This window comes from Nocardioides sp. zg-1228 (assembly GCF_017086465.1).
GTDB lineage: Bacteria > Actinomycetota > Actinomycetes > Propionibacteriales > Nocardioidaceae > Nocardioides.
In genome coordinates this window covers 2911440-2933242 of the sequence record NZ_CP070961.1, presented here as the reverse complement: position 1 = coordinate 2933242, position 21803 = coordinate 2911440, and the positions used below count along the sequence as shown (strand labels likewise).

Sequence of the window (21803 nt, the reverse complement as noted above, 5' to 3'; positions counted from 1 at the left end):
GACCCCCCACCCATCCCCAGCCCCACTCCCACCGCAGGGCTGATCACCCCGGGCAGACGATGCGCGTCGAGCTCGACCAGGTGCACGTGATGGGCCGCCGGGACCGCCTGCTCGAGATCGACCACCTCGCCCTCAGCACCGGCGAGTGCGTCCTCGTGGCCGGCGAGCCGGGGCAGGGCCACTCCGCGCTCGCGCTGGCCACCACCGGCCGCCTCGCGCCCACCGGCGGCTCCGTCCGGCTGGTCGCCGACGACGGCACCGTGAGCGACGACATGGCACAGCTGCGGCGGGTCACTGCCGTGGTCGACCTGCCCGGCGTCTCCGAGCCCGACGACGTGATGCCCGTCGAGACCGTCGCCGCCGAGGACCTCGCCCTGGCCGGTCACGACTCCACGCCCGGTGCGGTGCACACGTGGCTGGAGCAGCACGCGCTCGAGGGGTTCGAGGACCACCGGGTCGACGCCGTCGAGGGGGTCGTCCGCACGGCGTTGCTCACCGGGCTCGCGGCGGAGCGTCCCGACGTCCGGTTCCTGGTGATGACGCTGCCCGACCGGCACGGCGGCGAGGCGTACGGATGGTGGCACCTCGCGACGTCCTACGCCGCGCTGGGCTACGGCGTGCTCGTGCAGTGCACCAGGTCGTCCGCGCGCGACCTCGGCGCCGACCTCCCCCCGGCGCGCGGGGGCCACGCCCACCGGATCACGCCCGTCGAGGCGCTGCGCCTGATGCCGTCGGCCGGCACCGCCGGCGAGCTGGGCGACACCCGCACGGTGGTCTCCGACGACCCGACCGAGACACGCGTGCTTGAGGGCACCCCACCGCCCGATCCGGGTGAGCCACCACCCCCACCGCAGGAGAGGAACGAAGGCCGGTGATCGCTCTCCGTCTGGCCATCACCGAGCTGCGGCGCATCAGCGCCGGCACGCTCCCCAAGCTGGCCGTCCTCGCCCTCATCGTGATCCCCACGCTCTACGCCGGCCTCTACGTCTTCGCCAACAAGGACCCCTACGGCTCGCTCGACCGGGTGCCCGCCGCGCTGGTGGTGGAGGACCAGGGCGCCACCCTGACCGACCCGGTCACCGGCAGCTCGGAGGAGGTCAACTACGGCCACCGGATCGCCGAGCGCCTCGTCGACGGCGACGGCGGGTTCGGCTGGGTCGAGACGAGCGCGAAGGAGGCGGACGAGGGGGTGCGGTCGGGCCGCTACGACGCCGCGCTCTACGTCGGCAGCGACTTCTCCGAGGACCTGACCTCCGTGGCCCGCTACGAGCCCCACCGGGCGAGCCTGCGCCTGGTGACCAACGACGCCAACAACTACATGGCCACCACCTTGGCCAAGACGGTCGTCGGCGACGTGCGCAACGAGATCGCCCGGGAGGTCGGCGTCACCTCGGCGAGCACGTTCATCCGCGGTCTCGACGAGGTGCACGTCGACCTGCAGAAGGGACTCAAGGGCGCGCGCAAGCTGGTGGCCGGCACCAAGCGGCTCGGCAAGGGCACCGACCGGCTCGTCAGCGGCACCGGCCGGCTCGCGTCCGGAGCCGCCCGGACGGCGCGCGGTGCCAATCGGCTCGCCTCCGGGGCGAGCCAGGGGGCGCGGGGCAGCGCCCAGCTCGCGAGCGGTGCCACGCAGCTGGCGGGCGGGCTGCGCACCCTGCGCCAGCGCACGTCCGCGCTGCCCGCCGACACCCAGCGGCTCGCCGCCGGTGCCCGGGAGGTGGCCGCCGGCAACGCGAAGGTGGCTGCCATCGGCCGGGACGCCGCCGGCGCGGCCCGCGCGATCGCCCGCCAGCTCGCCGTGGCCCGCGGCGACGTGACGGCGATCGTGCGGCAGCTCGTGCGGCAGGGGCGGCTGACGCCCGCCGAGGCGGCCCGGCTGACGCGGGTCCTCGACGTCGCGCGAGCCGGTGTCGACGACGCCGTACGCACCGCCGAGGGCGCGGCGGGCAAGCTCGGGCGGCTGAGCTCGGGCGCCAAGCAGGTGGCAGCCGGCGCCGGCAGGCTCGCCGGCGCTGCGCCGGCCCTCGCGCGCGGTGTGGCCACCGCGGCCGCCGGCGGCGACCGCGTCGCCTCCGGCAGCACGCGGCTCGCGGCCGGCTCGCGCACGCTGGCGAGCGGCGCCTCGACCCTCTCCTCCGGGACCGGCCAGGTCTCGGCCGGCGCCAACCGGCTGGCGAAGTCGAGCACCACGCTCCGCCAGGGCGCCCAGCGGCTGGGGTCGGGCACGACCCGGCTCAAGGACGGCCTGCGCCGCGGGCTGAAGAAGGTGCCCGACCTCGACCAGGCGACCGGCCGCGACACGGCGCGCACGATCGCCGATCCCGTCGCGCTGGACGACGACACGCTGGCCCAGGCGGGGTCGTACGGCGCCGGGCTCGCACCGTTCTTCATGTCCCTCGGGCTCTGGATCGGCGCCTACGTCCTGTTCCTGCTCGTGCGGCCGCTGTCGGCCCGCGCCCTCGCCGCCAACGGTCCCCCCCTGCGCACCGCGCTCGGCGGGCTGCTCCCACCGGTGACCGTCGGGATCTTCCAGGTCGCGGTGATGCTGCTCGTCGTCCGCTTCGGCCTGCGCATCGTGCCCGACGAGCTGCTCGGCACGATCGCGCTGCTGCTGGTGGCGTCCATTGCGTTCGTGGCGATCATCCAGGCGCTCAACGCGTGGTTCGGCACCGTCGGCGAGTTCGCCGGGTTGGTGCTGATGCTGGTCCAGCTCGTCACGGCCGGCGGCACCTTCCCGTGGGAGACGATCCCCGAGCCGCTGCGCTCGCTGCACTGGCTGCTGCCGATGACCTACGCCGTCAACGGCCTGCGCCAGACCCTCTACGGCGGCGAGGACTCCCTCCTCGCGCGCGACCTCGCGGTGCTGGCCGGGGTCGGCCTGGTCGCCATGGCGGCGACGGCGTGGGCCGCCCACCGCCAGCGGGTGTGGACCCCCGAGCGGCTGCAGCCCGAGCTGGTCCTCTGAGCGGCGGGGACCGGCGGGGCTGGGCGGGCAGGGCTGGGCGGGCAGGGCTGGGCGGGCAGGGCTGGGCAGGCAGGCAGGGCAAGAAGGTCGAGTCGGCGCGTCCTGACGCGCCCAGCCCGTCGAGTCGGCGCGTCCTGACCCCGTGTCGTCTTGACGGGCGCGGGCCGGGTGCGCTGACCTACGCGAGGTGACCGCTCGCGCCCCCGCACCGTCCACGAGACGGCGCCGCGAGGCGGGCGCCGGGAGGACCGGGTGGACACGGTGAGCACGCGGGCGGGCACGGACGTGGGCGCGGCGGCGACCCGCGCCGTTGGCCTCGACGTCGGCGGCACCAAGACGCATGGCGTGGTGCTCGCCGAGGACGGATCGATCCTCGCCGAGGCCCGGGAGCCCACGCGGCCCGGAGCCGACGGCGTGGTCGCGACCGCCGCGGAGGTGTACGACGCCCTCGCGCGCGAGGTCGGTGGGCCGCCCGGCCGCGTCGGGGTCGGCGTACCCGGCCTGGTGGACGCCGAGCGAGGGGTGGTGCGGCACGCGGTCAACCTCGGCGTCGACGGCGCCGACCTGCCGCTGCGGGACCTGCTCGCCGCCCGGCTCGGGGTGGAGGTGGCCGTCGAGAACGACGTCAACGCGGCCGCCCTGGCCGCGGGCGCGCTCGCAGGGGTCGACGACGTCGTCTACCTCAGCGTCGGCACCGGGCTCGCGGCGGGCGTGGTGATCGACGGCCGGCTGCGTCGCGGCGCGCAGGCGGCGGCGGGCGAGGTCGGCCACCTGCCGGTCGATCCCGCCGGTGCCCGGTGCGGCTGCGGCCAGACCGGCTGCCTGGAGACCATCGCGTCCGGTCGTGCGCTCGCCCGCGCCTGGCCGACGCCCGACGGCTCGCCGGCCACGGCGGTCTTCACGGCGGCGGCCGCGGGCGACCCAGCGGCCGTGGCCGTACGCGACCGCTTCTGTCGGGGCGTGGCGAGCGCCGTGCGCATCCTGGGCCTGACGATCGACCCCGAGCGGATCGTGCTGGGCGGCGGCGTGGCCGAGCTGGGGGAGCCGCTGCGCGAGCAGGTGGTCCGTCAGCTGCACGTGCTGGGGGAGGGGTCGCCGTTCCTCGCCTCGCTCGGCCTCGCCGACCGGCTCACCCTCGTGCCGTCCGGCCACCCCGTCGCGGCCGTCGGCGCTGCCATCCTGGGCGGGTCGCCGTAGCCGAGGCGGGCGCGGACGTCGTACGAGGCGCCACGGGCTCTGCAGCGTCACGGGCGGCTCGGTAGGTTGTGGCCGTGGAACCCGGCACCTGGATCGATGTCCTGCTCGTCCTCGCCTTCATCCTGGTGGGGGGTGTCTTCGCGGCCACCGAGATCGCGCTGGTGTCCCTGCGCTCCGGGCAGGTCGAGCGCCTGGAGACGCAGGGCGGCCGCGGGCACGCCGTCGCCTCCCTGGCCCGTGACCCCAACCGGTTCCTGTCGGCGGTGCAGATCGGCGTGACCGTGGCGGGGTTCTTCTCCGCCGCCTTCGGCGCCTCGACGCTGGCGCCGTCGTTCGCGCCGGCCTTCGAGAGCCTCGGCGCCCCGGCGCCCGACACGGTGTCGCTGGTGGTCACCACGCTGGTGGTGTCCTACCTCTCCCTGGTGCTGGGCGAGCTGGTGCCCAAGCGCCTCGCGCTGCAGCGCTCGGTGGGGGTGGCCAAGCTGTTCGCGCCGCCGCTGGGCCGGTTCGCGACCGTGATGACCCCGGTCATCTGGCTGCTCTCGCTCTCCACCAACCTCCTCGTCCGGCTCCTCGGCGGCAACCCCGACGCGGCCGGCGACGAGGTCGACGAGGAGGAGCTGCGGATGATGATCTCCGGCCACGAGGACATCCCCGAGGGCGAACGCCGCCTCGTCCACGATGTCTTCGAGGCGGGCGACCGCTCGCTCAGCGAGGTGATGAAGCCGCGCGGCGACGTCGTCTTCCTCGCCGGCGACCTCACCCTCGCCGAGGCGGTGGCCGTGATCGTCGGCCAGCCCTACACCCGCTACCCGGTGACCGGCACGTCGTTCGACGAGGTGCTGGGCTACCTCCACCTGCGCGACGTGCTCGGCCGCGCCGACGACCGCTCCACCAAGGTGGCCGACATCGCGCGCGAGCTGCCGGTGCTGCCGCGCACCAACCGGGTGCTGCCCTCCATCGACCAGCTCCGCAACCTCGGCGCGCACATCGCCCTGGTCGTCGACGAGTACGGCGGCACCGACGGCATCGTCACCCTCGAGGACCTCATGGAGGAGCTCGTCGGGGAGATCCACGACGAGTACGACACCGACGCCGCCATCGCCGCGTCCGCCGACCCGGCCACCCTCGACGCGGGCATGACGATCGAGGAGTTCCGCGAGCGGACCGGGCTCGAGCTCGAGGACGGGCCCTACGAGACGGTCGCCGGCTACCTGCTGCACCGCCTGGCGCGGATGAGCGAGGTGGGCGACTCCGTCCTCGTCGACGGCCGCCCGCTGGAGGTCGTCGAGGTCGACGGCCACCGCATCACGCGGGTGCGCCTACACGCCGCGCCCGACCCGCACCAGGACACCGCCGCGGACTCGGCAGCGTCGCCGGAGGAGTCCGGCAAGCCGCGTCCGGACGGGCACACGGACGCCTCCACGGACGCCTTCGCCGACGCCTCCGGCGACGCCGAGGGCCGCCGGGCGGAATAGCGTTCGCACGCTGTCGGTTGTGACCAGTAGGCTGGGCCCGCGGGCTCGGGCCTGCTTGACAACACAAGAGGGGCTGATCGGTTTCGACTTGGGACGTTAGTTCCAGGGGAAGCGGGTCGAGAAGCCAGCGTCATCTCGTAAACGACCGCTGGAAAACCATAGTTGCCAACACCAATCGCAACGACTTCGCTCTCGCTGCCTGAGCAGTGATCGAAGGGTCTGACCGGGCACCCGTCTCCGTCCCGGATCCAGGCCTCATCTAGGAGACTTGCTGGTCACTCTCTGTCAGGAGGGGTGACCGGGACTCAATCCTGACTGGGCCTGTCGGCGACGTGTCTGTGCGAGCGCCGGGGCCGAGAAAAGCGATCTCACTGACTGCACCCGGAGAAGACCTGGATCGACGCTCGAGGACCGGGGTTCGATTCCCCGCAGCTCCACTGAGAGGGCTTTCCCGAAATGGGCCCGAACAGTTTCCCGAAATGGGAGACGGTTCGGGAGGCCCTCACCAGCCCCCTCTAGCTACAGCAGGGCCCCCACCACGTTCGTGGTGGGGGCCCTGCTTGGCTCTTCAAGCGGGTGTTCTCATGCGGCGGTTCGCTCGAGGTGCTCGAAGACGTCGTCACCGCGGAGCACGAGGCTCTCGATGATCTCTCCCTCGAGGGGATGGTTCATCAGCGGACTGTTGAACTGCTCGCCTGACTCGCGGCCGTGCTTCTCCAGGATGCGGATGTTGTAGCAGGCGGCTGCTGCAACGACGGCAAGCGTCACGAGCGGCAGTCCGACGACCTGGACGAACCCCCGTCGGACGTCCTCGGTGCCGCGGTTCTTGATGTTGCCGAAGACGGCCTCGACGGCCGAGCGCAGGGCGTAGGCGAGCTCCCACTGCTCGCTGCCCCAGTAGTCCTCCTGCAGGTACTTCATCGGGGTACCGGCCTCGATCTGGATCGTCTGCTGGGTGCAGCAGGCAGGCAGCTGCTCCCCGGCCTCAGCCTGGGGAGGGTTGGGAACCACGGGAGTTCCGACCTGTCGCGCCAAGGCGACGGTGCCCTGACGCAGGGGGCAGCCCACGGTGCCGGCGACCGCAGGGCACTGCCAGCGGGTGACACCCACCTTGGGGTCGTCCTCACCCGCGGCCGTCTTCGTGGGCGATGCCAGGGGACCCTTGACCATACGTAGGGCGAACTTCTCCCGGTAGGCGACCTGGTTCCGGAACTCAACCTGCTCCGTGGGGTCGTCTGAGGGAGTCAACGCCTCGAGGTGGGGCGCCATGCCGGGGCAGTGCGGGCGGCCGTCGATCACCTTCGAGCCGTACTGGTCCATGGCGCCGGGCTTGTCGACGCGCAGGTCGAGGACCTGGTGGACCCGGCGCCGCCAGAGCTCCATGGCCCACCGGTCGTACCGCTTGTAGCCGTAGTGACGGTCACCGACAAGACGGACGAAGGGTGCCCGCTCCCGGATCTGGTCCACCAGTCGCAGAGACACGTCGACGATGTCGGCGTTCGCGGGGGTGAGCTCGAGCGCCTGAATCAGGACGGGCAGCGGGGCCTTGCGGGCGGGGTCGTTGGTGTTCACGATGACGTGGGCCTTGTAGCCGTAGATCCCGACCTGGGCCCCGCTCTTGGCGGTCTTCCCGCCCCATGCGGCGTCGGGGCAGAGCCAGGATGCCGGGTTGCGTCGCGCGGCCTCTTCCTCGGCCGCGGTGAGGACCGGTGCCGCCTGGGCGTTCGGTTCATGGGCGGAGGCGTCGTGCGGGGGCGTCTGGGTGTTGTCTTCATCGGCGAGCGGGCGGTCCTGGCCGCCTTCCTGGTGTCTAGTGCCACCGGGGGCCTTGGACCATGCCCAGATGCTGGTGTCGTCGATGGCGTATGTACCGTGCTCGACGTCGATGAGATGCGTCCCCGTCAACAACCGAGTGACGATGGCGTTCACTACCGCGTGCCGCTCGGCCTGCCGCTCGCGAAGGAGCGCTTTCTGGTCCTCGTCGGGGAGGCTTCGCTCCGCGTTGGTGAGACAGTCGGTGGTGTAGGACAGGTTCTTCCCGAGACCTTCGGTCATCGTGTAAAGCTGCTTGCGGGTGAGCTCGCGGACCTTCTTCTTGTTCTCGTAGACCACGATCCCGAACTTCACCCGGGTGTCGAGGGGGAGGGAGTGCGCGATGACGTACATCTGCTCGACCGTTGCCTGCCCGGTGGTGAAGACCGCGGTCAGCTGGAGGGCGTAGTAGAGGGCACCGTCCAGTCCCTGCTTCTTGCGGCCGCGGTTCGAGCTGCGGCAGTGGCGGTCCAGGAGCTCACCGACGCCGGTGGACTCCACGAGCCAGTGGTGGCGGAGGAAGGCCGCGTCGAGCTGGGCAAGCAGGTTGGGGTGGAGACGAACCTTGGCGGAGATCGTGCCGGAGATCTTGGCCTCCTCGGTGTCGTGCGTCGCGATGAGCGGCGCGAGGTCGGGGTGAATTCCCTCTGCGAGGTTCGAGTCGGGGCTGGGGGTCGTGCTGGACACGGGTGCGATTCCTGTCGTCTTGGTTGAAGGACGACCGGGACCGTGAGGACCGGTGATGCGGATGCCAATCGCCGCACCCACCGGGCCAGCCGTCAGCGGAGAGCCGCTGCGTCCGCGCCCTTCGGCAGGTGTTCCAGGAGCTCGACGAGGGTCCGGGCTGTCGTCAGGCCGGCTGCCTGCAGCAGGACGTTGAGGGGAGTGGTGCGCTGCAGGTGCGTGGCCAGCCACGTGGAACGGAGACGCGCCTGCGCGAGCTCCGGCACCTCCTTGCTCAGCACGGCACGGGCAAAGACGCTGGCGGCCACGTTGGCGCGTTCCGCGTCCCGGCCGAGCAGGAGATGTCCTCGTCTGGCTCCCTCGAGTCCGATGCGGACCATGTCCTCGTACTCGCGCAGGACCCACACGGTGCGGTGAGTGCGCTTCTCGGTGTTGTCCTTGCTGCGGCGGAGGTTGGTGACGTGGACCTCGATGCCCTTGTCCGGGCCGTGGTCTGTCACATCGCTGTCCCGCAAGCGCTTGATGTCGGTGGAGTCGATGCCTGCGCCTGCGCCGAGGCCGACCAGCAAGCACAACTGCCGCACCAGCTGCCTCGTGGGCTGCACCTGTGCCACCCGTCGGATGACCGCCATCTCCGACAGGCTGTACGGCGCGGCGACGCTGCGGTGAGCCAGCGGCGGGCCCTTGACCGGTGCATCGTCGGGGTGGATCTGGTCAGCCATCGCCATCAAGCGGGAACGCCGGGTCTGGCGCGTCGAACCGCCAGCGTCCACCAACACTTCGCTGTCGTAACGGCCGACGTTCGTGCGGGTGAGGGTCGAGGACTCCAGCGGGAGCGCGACGGTGCGTGCCCAGTGGAAGAAGTAGGCCAGGTGGGTCACGTGCTTGCGCATGCTGTCTTCCCCACGCACCGACGAGGCAGCCAACGTGGCCTCGACGGCACCCTTGAGCTCGTCCCAGTGCGGGCGGACGGCCGCCTCGAGAGGGATGTAGACCTCGCGGATGTAGGTCCGCATGGAATCCGGCATGGAGTCCGTCCTGGTCTCACGCTCGGCGTTGGCCGCGGCGAGGGCCAAGCGCATCTGGCGGGCCGAGGGCTTCCGGCGGCGGCGCGCCGGGGCGGGTGGCTGGCTGGCGGTCTCAGCCTGGGTGCTCTGAGGTGACGCGTAGTGCGGGATGGTGGACACGGTGAACGAGCCTCCGGGTGCGGGGTGGGCGGGTGCCTCGTCCTCTGTCGTGGCGTCGAGGCGGCCGTCACGGTGCTCGGGTGACGCCGTGGTGCAGTCGCCGAGGAGGCCGGTTTCACTGTGAGGTTCGGCTGCGGGTCCCGCTCCTTCGCGCAAGATCTCGCGGCATACCGCGTCACCGACCGTCGGCAACAGCGACGCCGCTTCCGTAGCGGTACGACGAGTTGCGCCGAGGTCGCGGAGCACCTCGGACAGCGAACCCCGCATCGGGTGGCTCAGTGCGCGCACGTGCTGCGTGCGCGCTACCTGTGCCTTCGTCAGGTTGACACCCAGTTGAATGGCGGCGGCTCGCGCGTGCGCCCACGCGGAGGCGCTCATGTCGTCCGGCTTGTTGAGGGCTCGAGCGAGGAGGGCGTCGTCCTGGGCGGCTGCCACCAGCAGGGACCAGATCTCCTCGCTGTAGCCCTGTGAGGAGGCGTCGGTCGGTGCCTGCTCCTTCGAGCTGCTCGACTGGGAATCCTCGGTTTCGGACGCTCGAAGAGCGGTCGTTGCCTCGTCAGCGGTGGACGCGGCGTCCAGCCCAGCACGCGCCTTCAGGACGCGCCGTACCCGCCCGCGGACGTTGCCGAGGGCACCGTCACCCAGACCGGTGGGGTTCGCTCGGAGGAACCGCTGGAGCGAGTCCTCCGACAGGGCTTGGTCCAAGTCGTTGACCAGCGGCATGGCCCACGCCAGCAGCTCGAGGACGGCGCTGGCGATGCGTCGTGCTTCGGTGACTCCTGCTGCGGGGGCGGCTGAGATCCGGGGTTCGAGCTCGGCGCGGTGCGCCTTCCAGACGGCCGCTGCGCGCTCGCTGCTCGGGCTGTAGCCATCGGCCCAGGTGCAGAGGTCACCGGCCGCCCGGCTGTGCCAGGCGTTCGCGGCCTGGGTGGTAGGGACGTTCTGAGTGTTCTGCGAGTTGGTCACGCGGCGGACGGTCCCGACCGAGCGGCATCGCGCCAACCGCTGCAAACCGTCCTGCAGCGGGCCGATCACCGGGAGGAGCCGCTCGCGCCTTGGCAGGCGAGATCTAGCGCTGACTGGTGAGGTCGGGTCACAAGCGATTCAGACCCCCGCAGACGTCGGGGCAATGGGTCCCGATGCTGCGGTGAGCCAGCTGGAGCCACATGATGAAGACCAGCCGTCACAGCTCGTCCTCACGGGCGTGACCAACACCGGCCCCGTCAGGGGCGCCGTCCGGTCGTTCGCCGCGGAGGTGGTCCTGATCCGCAACTGGGTGGAGATCATCCGGCAGTGCGCGATGGTCACCGCCCACGGCACGCTCGGGGGCAAGCTGCCCGGATGCGAGGAGCTCTTGGAGCTGCTCGAAGCCACCGAGACAGCGATCCTCACCGGTGTCCACGAGGGGGCTGACCTCCTCGACCGGATGGCCGCGTGGGAGGCGTCCCTGCTGCACGTGGCCCCGCACGTGCCGCCGACGCACTGCCTGATCTGCCAACGCGCCAAGTCGATCCCCGACGCGATGCCCACCGAGTACGCGTGGGCGATGCGGGTGATCGCCGAGGCGTCGTGAGCTAGACACGAGGGGTCGGAGAACCATTGGTTCTCCGACCCCTCAACGCGTGCGCCCGGGTCTTGGCGGCAGGGACTGCGCTTCAGACCACGCGACGGACGGTGATGCTCGCCGCCGGGCATGCGTAGCAGTCAGATCCCGAGTCGGCAGGCATCTTGGCAACTCAACAGAGCACGCAGCCTCGTGAAGTCACGAGCGAGCGGGGCAGGCGATCAGAAGGAGGTGAGACGTCGTCGCCTGTCCGGCTCCGTCTCGGCTTCACCTGCCAGCACCGCGGGGCATGGGCCAAGATGAACCCATGCCGATTCGGGGACACGTCAGCGCAACGCGGTCAGAGAAACATCACCAGACACTCAGCGACACCCGTAGCGAGGCAGCCCGGTGAGCACGCTCGGCAGCTTCATCTGGTCGATCGCCGACCAGCTTCGCGGCCCGTACCGCCCCAACCAGTACGGCACCGTGATCCTCCCATTCACGATCCTGCGACGCCTCGACTGCATCCTCGAACCCGACCGCGGCACCGTGCGGGAGCTGGCTGCGAAGTTCGACAACCCGAACCGACTCAAGGTCGAGGTCACCAAGGCCACCGGCCGACCCTTCTACAACACCTCGAACTACGGGTTTGCCAACCTCTTGGCCGACGCCGACGGGCTCGCGGACAACCTCACCGACTACGTCGACCGCTTCTCCGCCGACGTCGACGTGTTCGAGTACTTCGACTTCAAGAAGGAAATCCTCGCCCTCGAGAAGGCAGGCCTTCTGCGCGAGATCGTCAAGTCCTTCGGCGCCGTCGACCTCCACCCGGAGAAGGTGTCGAACTCCGACATGGGCGACGCCTTCGAGTACATCATCCGCAAGTTCAACGAAGCCGCGAACGAGACCTCTGGTGATCACTACACACCACGCGACGCGATCAAGCTCTTGGTGGACCTCCTCTTCGCGGAGAAGGACGCCGACCTGACCGAAGCCGGCATCGTCCGCACTCTCTACGACCCCACCGCCGGTACGGGTGGGATGCTTTCGCTCGCAGAGGAGCACCTGCTCGCCCAGAACCCTGATGCGCGGCTCACCCTCTACGGCCAGGAGTACAACCCGCAGTCGTACGCGATCTGCAAGTCCGACCTGCTCGCCAAGGGCCACGACGCCACCAACATCACCTTCGGCAACACCCTGACCGACGACGCGTTCACCAGCCGCCGCTTCGATTTCTCCATGTCCAACCCGCCCTACGGAGTCGACTGGAAGCAGTACGCCAAGGCCATCACCAAGGAACGCGACGAAGCCGGCCCCTACGGCCGCTTCGCCCCCGGTCTGCCGGCCACCTCCGACGGCCAGATGCTCTTCCTGCTCCACCTCGCCCACAAGATGCGCGCCCCCGAAGACGGCGGCGGCCGGGTCGGCATCGTCATGAATGGCTCCCCGCTCTTCAACGGAGGCGCCGGATCCGGGCCCTCCAACATCCGCCAGTGGCTGCTGGAGAACGACCTCGTCGAGGCCATCGTCGCGTTGCCGACCAACATGTTCTTCAACACCGGGATCGCCACCTACATCTGGATCCTCGACAACAGCAAGCACCCCGACCGCAAGGGTCTGGTGCAGCTCATCGACGGCACCTCGTTCTGGACCAAGATGCGCAAGAACCTCGGCTCCAAGGGCCGCGAGATCAGCGACACCGACCGCGCCCAGGTCCTCCGGCTGTACGACGACTTCACCGACGCCGACCCCGACTACTCCAAGGTCCTGTCCAACGACGAGTTCGGCTACTGGACCATTACCGTCGAACGGCCCCTCCTCGACGAGGACGGCAACCCGGTCGTCGACCGCAAGGGCAAGCCCAAGGCCGACAGCAAGAAGCGCGACACCGAGAACGTGCCCTTCACCTACGGCCGCTCCACCGCTGGCGCGGCCGGCAAGATGGAGGTCATCCAGGCCTACTTCGACACCGAGGTGAAGCCACACGTCCCCGACGCCTGGATCGACTGGACCAAGACCAAGACCGGCTACGAGATCCCCTTCACCCGCCACTTCTACAAGTACGTCCCACCCCGTCCTCTTACCGAGATCGACGCCGACCTAGAGAAGCAGGTCGCCAAGATCCTCGACCTGCTGCGGGAGGTCGAGAAGTGAGCACGACGGCCTCGCCCAAGGCCTGGACGTCGACTCGGCTCGGGTGGTTGTTCCAGCCGATCTCTGACCGGGGCCATGAAGACGCGCTGGTGCTGAGCGTCTACCGGGATCACGGCGTGATTCCGAAGGAAAGCCGGACAGACAACTTCAACCGCACTCCCGAAAACCTGGGCAACTACCAGCTCGTGCAGCCCGGTGACCTCGTCGTGAACCGGATGAAGGCATGGCAGGGATCTCTTGGTGTCTCAGAGCACCGGGGCATCGTCAGCCCCGACTATGAAGTTCTCCGCCCGACGGACCCTGCCTACGACCGGCGCTTTCTGCACTCGCTGCTCCGCTCACGTCCTCTCATCGACCAGTACGCGCTGCGTTCCACCGGCATCCGGCCGTCCCAGTGGCGGCTCTACTGGGACGAGATGAAGACGATCGAGGTCTCCCTGCCCCCGGCGGCGGAGCAGCGAGCCATCGCCGACTACCTCGACCGCGAGACCGCCCGCATTGACAACCTCATCGAGGAGCAGCAGAGCCTCGTCCTGTTGCTCCGCGAACGGAGAGTGGCGACTGTCGTAGAGGCACTGGAGGGATACGAAGAGATCCCCCTACGGCGACTCGTTGATCGCCGGCGTCCGATGACGTACGGAATCCTGCAAGCAGGGGAGCCCGTTGAGGGTGGTGTTCCCTACATCGGTCCGTCAGACATCACGGGCGAAGGAATTTCTCCCGAGAGGGAAGCTCTGCGAACGACGACGCCCGAGATTGCGAGCGCGTATCGCCGTTCTGTCTTGGCTGGCGGAGATCTCGTCGTCTCGATCGGTCCCGCGTACGGGAAGGTGGCTGTCGTTTCTGATGATCTGGCAGGGGCGAACCTGACGCAGGACACGGTGCGCGTAGCGCTGGTGCCGGATGTGGCCGACAAAAAGTTCGTGGTTTGGTCATTGCTTTCGCGTCAGACAGCCGATCACTGGGACTACCAGATCATGGGCGCGACGTTCCGTCGTCTAAACCTCGGTACCCTCGCGCGGACGCCGATCCCGCTTGTGCCGCTGGAGGAACAGCGCCGTATCGCGGCCTACCTGGATGAGCGAACCGCAAAGATCGACGCACTACTCGCGGAAACCGAACTTTTCATAGATCTGTCGAAGGAGCGTCGGTCGGCGCTGATCACGGCGGCAGTGACGGGTCAGATCGACGTACGGACGGCGGCATGATGGCTGACCATAACGAGGTCGTGTTCGAGACTGAGATCTGCGACCACCTCGCGGCCCACGGGTGGCTGTACTCGGCCAAGGACGTGGGCTACGACCGCGAGCGGGCGCTCTTCCCGGAGGACCTGTTTGCGTGGCTGGAGGCGACTCAACCGACGGCGTACGAGAAGGCGTTGAAGGCGGCCGGCTCGCCCGCGAAGTTCCTCGATGTGCTGACGACGGCGCTGGACAAGCCGCTGGAGCACGGCGGCGGGACGCTGAACATCCTGCGTAGCGGGGTGCAGTACATCGGCGGAGGCCGTCTCAAGATGGCCCAGTTCCGCCCTGAGACCACGCTGAACGAGACCACGAACGTCCACTACGCGGCAATGCGGGTGCGGGTGATGCGGCAGGTGCACTTCTCCACCGCCGACCAGCGCAGCATCGACCTGGTGTTCTTCGTCAACGGGCTCCCGGTGGCGACGGTGGAGTTGAAGACGCACTTCACCCAGTCGCTGGACGAGGCGATCCAGCAGTACCGCAAGGACCGCCACCCGATGACCAACGGCCGACCGGAGCCGTTGTTGTCGTTCGGACACCGGGCGCTGGTGCACTTTGCGGTCTCCAACGACCTGGCGGCGATGACCACGAAGTTGGAGGGCGACAAGACCCACTTCCTCCCGTTCAACACAGGCTACGACGCAGGTGCCGGCAACCCACCCGGCGCGGACGGACGGTCGGCGACCGCGTACCTGTGGGAGCAGGTGTGGGAGAAGGACGCCTGGCTCACCATCATCGGCCGGCTGATGCTCGTGGAGACCAAGGAGGAGTGGGACGTCGCCACCGGCACCTCGGTGCGCCGCACCAGCATGCTGTTCCCCCGGTTCCACCAGTGGGAGGCGGTAACGGACATCGTGTCCGCGGTCGCCGAGGAGGGGGTCGGGCAGCGGTATCTCATCGAGCATTCAGCCGGTTCGGGGAAGACCAACACGATCGCCTGGACCGCGCACCGGCTGGCCCGGCTGCACGTGGACAACAAGAAGGTCTTCGACTCCGTCATCGTGGTCGTGGACCGCACCGTGCTCGACGGGCAGCTCCAGGACGCCATCCGTCAGCTTGACGGCAACAAGATCGTGGCCACCATCAGCCCCGAGGACGTCCGCAAGGCCGGCGCGAAGTCGAAGTCCAGCCTGCTCGCCACGGCGTTGAAGAACGGCGAGCTGATCATCGCGGTGACGGTGCAGACGTTCCCGTACGCGTTGGAGGAGATCCGGGCCGACGCCGGGCTGAAGGGCAAGAAGTTCGCCGTCATCGCGGACGAGGCGCACTCATCGCAGTCCGGGCAGATCTCCTCCAAGCTGAAGCAGGTCCTGACCGCGGAGGAGGTCAAGGAGATCGAAGAAGGAGGCGAGATCGACGTCGAGACGATCCTGGCCGCGGAGATGAGCGAGCGGGCCGAGTCGCCCAACATTTCCTACCTCGCCTTCACCGCCACCCCGAAGAACAAGACCCTCGAGCTGTTCGGCCGCAAGGGGTCCGACGGCAAGCCGCGCGAGTTCCACCTGTACTCGATGAAGCAGGCGATCGAGGAGGGCTACATCCTCGACGTCCTCAAGGGCTACCAGGCGTACGAGACCGCCTTGAAGATCGCCGGCAACGCCGGGAGCGAGGGCGAGGTCGAAGAGGGTGCGGCACGCAAGGGCCTGATGCGGTGGGTGCGGCTGCACCCGACCAACATCAGCGAGAAGGTGCGGATCATCGTCGAGCACTTCCACACCAACGTCGCCCACCTGCTGGAGGGCAAGGCCAAGGCGATGGTCGTGACCGACTCCCGCAAGGCCGCGGTGAAGTACAAGAGGGCGATCGACGCCTACATCGCCAAGCGCGCGGCCGCGGATGCCTCGTACAACTACCGGACCCTGGTCGCGTTCTCCGGTGGGGTGCGTATGAACGAGGACGAGGTCTGGGCATCCGATTGGGGCCCGGCGCCGGACAAGGACGACGAGTTCACCGAGGCCAACATGAACCCCGGCGCCGGGGCCGATCTCGCGGCGGCGTTCAAGGGCGACACCTACAAGATCATGCTGGTCGCCAACAAGTTCCAGACAGGGTTTGACCAGCCGCTGCTTTCGGCGATGTACGTCGACAAGAGGCTGTCGGGAGTGACCGCGGTGCAGACGCTGTCGCGGCTCAACCGCACCCACCGCACCGCCAGCGGGGAGCAGAAGCGCAAGACGTTCGTCATCGACTTCGTCAACGAGCCCGAGGACATCAAGGCCGCGTTCGAGCCGTACTTCAAGAACGCCACCTTGGAGACCGAAACCGACCCTTACGTGGTTGTGCACCTGGCGACCAAGCTCGCCCAGGCCGGCATCTACGCCGAGGACGACGTCCGCAAGGTCGCGGAGCTGTGGGTCACCCGCAAGGGCAACAACGCGCTGTCCGCGGCCATCAGCCCGGCCCAGCACGACTTCGCCCGCCGATACGCCCGAGCCCTGGAGGAGGACGACAAGGTCACCCTCAACGAGCTCGACCTGTTCCGCAAGGACGTCTCCACCTACGTGCGGCTCTACGACTTCATGAGCCAGATCGTCGACTACGGCGACCCCTACCTGGAGATGCTCTCCATCTACCTGCGGCTGCTGGAGCGGGTCATCTCCGAATCAACCGTGTTCGCTGAGGTCGACCTCTCAGATGTCGTCCTGGTCGGCGTCAAGCACACCAAGAGCACCCGGGTCGACATCTCGCTCACTGGCGACGGTCAGCTCAAGGGCATCAGCGCCGCCGGCACCGGCACCAAGAAGGAACCGAAGTACGTCGCCCTGCAAGTCGTCATCGACAAGATGAACGACCTGTTCGGCGCCGAGTCGTTCACCGAATCCCAGATCCGCGAGTTCGTCAACGGGTTGGTCCAGCGGCTGCTGGCCTACCCAGACTTGGTCAAGCAGACCAAGGTGAACTCAAGGAAGCAGTTCCTGGAATCCCAGGACTTCCAATCCGCCGTCACCGAAGCAGTCATCGACAACCAAGGCGCCCACAACACCATGGCGGACTACTTCTTCAGTGACGGCCCCGGGATCAACGGCGTCGTTCTCGCACTGGCGGACGCGTTCTACGAAGCAGCGATCGACGAGTCGGCACGGCTCTAACGCGCGCGGTTCCCTACTTGCGATGGACGAGGCGTGTCGCAGCGCTAGCTCCCGAGAAGACAGACCGAGCCCCGTGGGCCTTGGCGGGGCGTCATCCGGCCTGCTAGAGAAGGGGAGTCGGCCGGTCTTCCCTGAACTTGACCCGCGGACCCGTCGGTGAGGCCCGCGGTGTCCCCAATCGACGTCTGCGCGCGCCGTTGCGGCAGCGGTGGCTCAGGTAGTGCGGCAAGATCTCCACATGCAGGTGGAGAATCGGTACATCGAGAGATTTCGGCGCCAGCTCTCGAGGGGTGAGGTCATCCTGTTCACAGGAGCGGGGTTCTCGTACGACGCCATCGCCCGCGACGGTCGCCCTGTTGCTCAGGTCGATGACTTGAAGGAGGAATTGGCGCGGATTGCTTTCCCGAGCACTCCAACAGCGGCGGGGGAGTCTTCCATCGCGGATCTGTACGAAGTCGCAGTCGCGCGCGGCGAGGGCAGAGTCAAACAAGTTTTCGAGGATCGCCTACACGTCGACTCTAGGAAGACGCCTGAGCGGTTTGACCGGTGGTTTGCAATGCCGTGGAAGCGGCATTACACCGTCAATGTGGACGACCTCGACGAGGTGGTTCGGGGGCGTGCCTCGATGGCCCGATCCCTTAGACCCGTTTCCGCCCTCAGCCACGTCGCCGTCCAAACGAACGAGTTACTCAGCATCCACCTGAACGGAAGGTTGAACGACTTTCCTCAGGTCACGTTCGCTGCGCGGCAGTACGCACAGAGGGCTGGCATGCCGGACCCTTGGTACGAGATGCTCACGGCGGACCTGTTGACGAGCCCCGTTCTGTTCATCGGAACGATCGTGAACGAGCCCGGACTATGGCAGCACCTCGAGATGCGAAACACGCGAGGTCAGGGCGACGTTGAACTGCGACCCCCCTCCTACCTGGTGTCGCCATCGCTGCCTCCCGCTCGCGCAGCGTTGCTCAAGCGCTACAACGTGGACTGGCTGCAAGTTACCGAGAAGGAGTTCTATGAGCAGGTGCTAGTGGGCGCCAGTACCGAAGCGGTGACGGGGCATCAGGCTATTCAGAGGAGACATCATCCGACGACCGCCGGTAGTTCCCTCCGTTCTGTCTCGCAGTTGCGGAGCGAGAAGAGCAACGCTGACCCTGCGCTCTATCTTCATGGGCGTGAGCCCGTCTGGTCAGACGTCGAGCCGAGCGGATTCGCGGTTGTGCGGGACTTCGAGGCGAATCTCCTTGATCGCGCGAAGAATGGTCGCGAGAAGGTTCTTCTCCTCACTGGAACAGCTGCGTCAGGAAAGAGCACCACCGGTATGCGGCTCACGCTCGGGCTCGAAAGCGAGGGAGCTCGGGCGTTCTCCTACGACACGGCCACCGGGTCCCTCTCGGTCTCGCAGGTGCTTCGAGCGGCTCGAGCGCACAAGCCCGAAGTGATCTTCATTGACGATGTCGACGTGTTTGGCGAGGCCGCAGGTCGTTTGTTGCGGGACCTAGCGGAACTTCCTCGAACTCAGCGCGTGATCGCTACGATCCGCAACAGTCGACTCCAGGGTCTTCCGGTCGAGTCGGAGCTCGCGACGGTGGCGTGGTCCGAGCATGCGATCCCGCCGCTTCACGACGAGGACATCGACGCCGTGATCGCATCTCTGGAGCGAGCTGGACTGCTGGGCCTGATGGCTGGTCTCAGCCAGGAAGAGCGTCGCCGGATCTTCCGTGAGCAGGCGGGCCGCCACCTCCTCGTCGCGATGTACTTCGCAACGTCGGGCGAACAACTCGAAGACAAGGTGCGAAGCGAATGCGAAGACCTGAGCGGCGCCTCTCGGATGGCCTACGGGATGGCTGCGCTCGCTACTACTGACCGTCAGTGGGTCTCGAAGGCGGAACTACTTCTAGGACTGGGCAACCTCGGGTTCACGAGAGACGGCAACCAGATCCTCAACGAAATCGAAAACCTTGTGCAGCGTCAACTCCTGGTCAGTTCATCCGGAGGACTCTCAGTGCGCCACCGCTGGATCGCGGAGAAAGTCTGTCGACTTCTTCACGGCCAACGGCCTGATGCACCGAGTGATCGGCGCCTTGGCATTCGCGTTGGCGTCCGAGGTGGATCCGCAAACCAGCCCGCATACGCGCGAGCGCCGAATGTTGCGCCGGCTCATCAACCACGACCGCATACAGCGGCTTGTTGATGACCTCGATGACTGTCGCGACATCTACTCGCGCCTTCAAGACCGCCTGGGATGGGACTACCACTACTGGCTGCAGCGGGGGAGCCTCGAAGTAGAGAAGGGAGACCTAGGACAAGCGAAGACCTACCTGGAATCGGCTCGGAGCCTCGTAGATGGTGTCGACCACATCGTCGAGAACGAGTACGCGTACCTCCGGTTGAAGAGAGCGTCGGCTGATCCGTTGGCGACCTCAGCACTAGACGAAGCGAACGCCGCACTAGCGGATCTTGAAGAAGCGATGCGCTCACGCGGTCGCACGGATTCCTACCCGTTCCACGTGTACGGGGCTCAAGGTCTCCGGTGGGCGAGAAGAGCGCCCTTGGGACCCGAAGAGAAGCGAGTGCTGCTTGGGCGCCTACTCGATGCGGTTCGTGAGGGTCGCAAACACCATCCGAAGCGGGATGATCTTCGACAGTTGGAAGGCGACTTGGAGCGCGAGTACCTGCTCTCGGCGACCTAGCGATGGAGCAAACTGCGAACCACTCGGGTCTGCTGCACGGAGAAGGTGAATTGATCTGAGCCGGTTGATCTGCGTCGTGTCCATGGTGGTCGACGCAGTCATCGGTAGATCAAGAGACCTAGCGCGAGCAGTCCAGCGCACGGCTCTCGCGCACCCTCGGCATCCAGGCCATTGCCGGTTGGGTGTCAAGCGCCATCGGCGTCGGGACGTGTGGCTGTGCAGGTCATCCCGGCTAGAGGGCTGCATCGAATCATCGCCAGCGGTCGGGAGTCCGCATTGTGTCGGAGTTGCCGTTCCCGCTTGTCTCTGCTTACGCCTGTGGTAGCACCCTCCTAGGATCACCCGCACGACCGCCGACACGTACGAGACGCGCGACGACTCTGGCGCGATGGATGAATAGGACCAGTCATGGGGTATCGCACCTTCACAAAGGCCGAGTACGAGGAGCTGAGGCGCCAGCACAACATCATGGTCCTGGTCGGCAATGGCTTCGACATTCAAGTCGCTCGCCGCTATGGGTCTCGGTTCTCTCCCCGCTACCCGGCCTTCTACCACTATCTTCTCTCGCGCGACTTCGACTCCTCGAACCTCGTTGTCCAGCAGATGGCAGTTGCCAAGGAGCGCGGTCAGGAGAACTGGAGTGACGTCGAAGCTGCCATCGGAGACCTCATCACACCTGCGGGCGGCTGGCACCCAGCCAGCGCCGTCTACGAGGCAACTCTCGCCATTCAGGCAGCGTTCTCGGAGTACCTGGAACTCGTCGCGCCGCCTGAACTGCTCACTCGTGTCGGGAAGGACTCCGCTGAAGGCTCATTGGCCGTCAGGTCGATGGCGGACTTCATCGGGGACGTCGCGACTGGTTCGCAGACTTTCGGCTCATTCGGTTTCCCCAAGGAAACCAACCACTACCACCTCTTCAACTACCTCTTCGTCAACTTCAACTACACGCCGTTGCTTGACGACTACGTTTTCCGCGACGCTCGGCAGTTCCTCCCGCAAGCGCACACGGTTGCTGACCGGAACTTCCAGTTCCATCCCAACCCAACTAGTCATCCGGACGGCGACTATAACCGCGAGACCGGTTGGTCCAGCTACCTCCGCAGCGAGGTCATCCATCCTCACGGGCAGCAGCCGATTCCGCGGTCGCTACTGTTCGGAATCGACGCTCCCGACAACTTCGACGCAGGCAGGAACCCCCACCGGCAGCTCATGAAGCCGTACTGGGCCATGAACCGCATCGAGTACGGCCATCTGTTCTCCGACACGCGGCTGTTCATCATCTTCGGGTGCTCCCTCGGCAAGACCGACGGCTGGTGGTGGCGCCGCGTGTACGACGCCCTCAACGGCCCGACTGGCGACGGAGCATCTCCGAGCGAGCTCATCATTTACTGGTGGAGTCCTATCGCGGGCTCCGTCACCAGGGAAGCAGTCCTCGACACCTTCTTCGCCGGCGTCGCAGGGAACGGGTATCCGCCGGATCGGGCGAGGGTGGAGCACCAGATCCAGGTCGTCGTCTACACCGATGACACCCCGCCGACCTTCCTGGCCACACCGTAGGGGTCTGCGCTCCGCTCTGAAGAGTTCCTCGGCGAGGGGCCCTCGGAGCAACCAGCTGGCCGGCCCGTCCCAGATTGCCTTGTACTCGTCGGCGACACGCCGACATGCCTTCTCGACGGTGTCCTCGACGCTGTCGATCCCTTCCATCAGTGCTCTCATGACGCCTGACCGTCAGGGATCTGGATGTGCACCTCGGCCAC

The 21803-nt window shown here is 67.7% G+C and carries 13 protein-coding genes and 1 other RNA gene; 12 read left to right on the top strand and 2 right to left on the bottom strand.

Annotation, left to right across the window (positions count from 1 at the left end):
* Positions 1-59: 59 nt before the first annotated feature.
* The 5 genes from JX575_RS14095 (at position 60) to ssrA (ending at position 6080) form a co-directional block, all read left to right on the top strand.
* The gene (locus JX575_RS14095; RefSeq protein ID WP_186340680.1) at positions 60-875 is read left to right on the top strand and encodes a hypothetical protein; all 816 of its coding nucleotides are present in this window, start codon (positions 60-62) and stop codon (positions 873-875) included.
* Positions 872-2965 (top strand): YhgE/Pip domain-containing protein, encoded by a 2094-nt coding sequence (locus JX575_RS14090; RefSeq protein WP_186340681.1) that lies wholly within the window; start codon positions 872-874, stop codon positions 2963-2965. Before JX575_RS14095 ends, JX575_RS14090 begins: the two co-directional genes overlap by 4 nt.
* Positions 2966-3226: 261 nt before the next feature.
* A complete protein-coding gene (locus JX575_RS14085) occupies positions 3227-4162 on the top strand; it encodes an ROK family protein (RefSeq protein WP_241005171.1) in 936 nt (311 codons plus the stop codon).
* Between the two features lie 74 nt (positions 4163-4236).
* Positions 4237-5640: a hemolysin family protein gene (locus JX575_RS14080; RefSeq protein ID WP_186340682.1), complete on the top strand. Its 1404-nt coding sequence runs from the start codon at positions 4237-4239 to the stop codon at positions 5638-5640.
* Positions 5641-5709: 69 nt separating this feature from the next.
* Positions 5710-6080, top strand: a transfer-messenger RNA (tmRNA) gene (ssrA, locus tag JX575_RS14075).
* Positions 6081-6222: 142 nt separating this feature from the next.
* On the opposite strand, the gene JX575_RS14070 is transcribed toward ssrA, so the two are convergent.
* Together JX575_RS14070 and JX575_RS14065 are read right to left on the bottom strand one after the other, a co-directional pair.
* Entirely contained in the window at positions 6223-8139 is a 1917-nt protein-coding gene (locus JX575_RS14070) for a transposase (protein WP_206054405.1), read from the bottom strand.
* 92 nt (positions 8140-8231) lie between these two features.
* Positions 8232-10289, bottom strand: a complete 2058-nt coding sequence (locus JX575_RS14065; RefSeq protein WP_186340684.1) for a hypothetical protein — start codon at positions 10287-10289, stop codon at positions 8232-8234.
* Positions 10290-10470: 181 nt separating this feature from the next.
* Between JX575_RS14065 and JX575_RS14060 the strand changes: the two genes are divergently transcribed.
* The 7 genes from JX575_RS14060 to JX575_RS14030 all read left to right on the top strand — a co-directional run bounded on the left by JX575_RS14060 (position 10471) and on the right by JX575_RS14030 (position 21603).
* Positions 10471-10896, top strand: a complete 426-nt coding sequence (locus JX575_RS14060) for a hypothetical protein (protein WP_186340685.1) — start codon at positions 10471-10473, stop codon at positions 10894-10896.
* Between the two features lie 381 nt (positions 10897-11277).
* Entirely contained in the window at positions 11278-13023 is a 1746-nt protein-coding gene (locus JX575_RS14055; protein ID WP_186340686.1) for a class I SAM-dependent DNA methyltransferase, read from the top strand.
* A 47-nt stretch (positions 13024-13070) separates the two neighbouring features.
* Positions 13071-14231, top strand: coding sequence for a restriction endonuclease subunit S (locus JX575_RS14050; RefSeq protein ID WP_186340687.1), 1161 nt, complete (start codon positions 13071-13073; stop codon positions 14229-14231).
* Positions 14232-14251: 20 nt separating this feature from the next.
* Entirely contained in the window at positions 14252-17356 is a 3105-nt protein-coding gene (locus tag JX575_RS14045) for a DEAD/DEAH box helicase family protein (protein ID WP_241005170.1), read from the top strand.
* 238 nt (positions 17357-17594) lie between these two features.
* Positions 17595-19547: a hypothetical protein gene (locus JX575_RS14040; RefSeq protein ID WP_186340688.1), complete on the top strand. Its 1953-nt coding sequence runs from the start codon at positions 17595-17597 to the stop codon at positions 19545-19547.
* Positions 19501-20046, top strand: coding sequence for a hypothetical protein (locus JX575_RS14035; protein ID WP_186340689.1), 546 nt, complete (start codon positions 19501-19503; stop codon positions 20044-20046). Before JX575_RS14040 ends, JX575_RS14035 begins: the two co-directional genes overlap by 47 nt.
* Positions 20047-20454: 408 nt before the next feature.
* Entirely contained in the window at positions 20455-21603 is a 1149-nt protein-coding gene (locus JX575_RS14030) for an AbiH family protein (protein ID WP_186340690.1), read from the top strand.
* The last annotated feature ends 200 nt before the right edge of the window (positions 21604-21803 follow it).

Bases quoted from the DNA above. Each gene is read 5' to 3' on its own strand.
- JX575_RS14095 (WP_186340680.1), top strand. From the start codon at position 60: ATGCGCGTCGAGCTCGACCAGGTGCACGTGATGGGCCGCCGGGACCGC.
- JX575_RS14040 (WP_186340688.1), top strand. From the start codon at position 17,595: ATGCAGGTGGAGAATCGGTACATCGAGAGATTTCGGCGCCAGCTCTCG.
- JX575_RS14035 (WP_186340689.1), top strand. From the start codon at position 19,501: ATGTTGCGCCGGCTCATCAACCACGACCGCATACAGCGGCTTGTTGAT.
- JX575_RS14030 (WP_186340690.1), top strand. From the start codon at position 20,455: ATGGGGTATCGCACCTTCACAAAGGCCGAGTACGAGGAGCTGAGGCGC.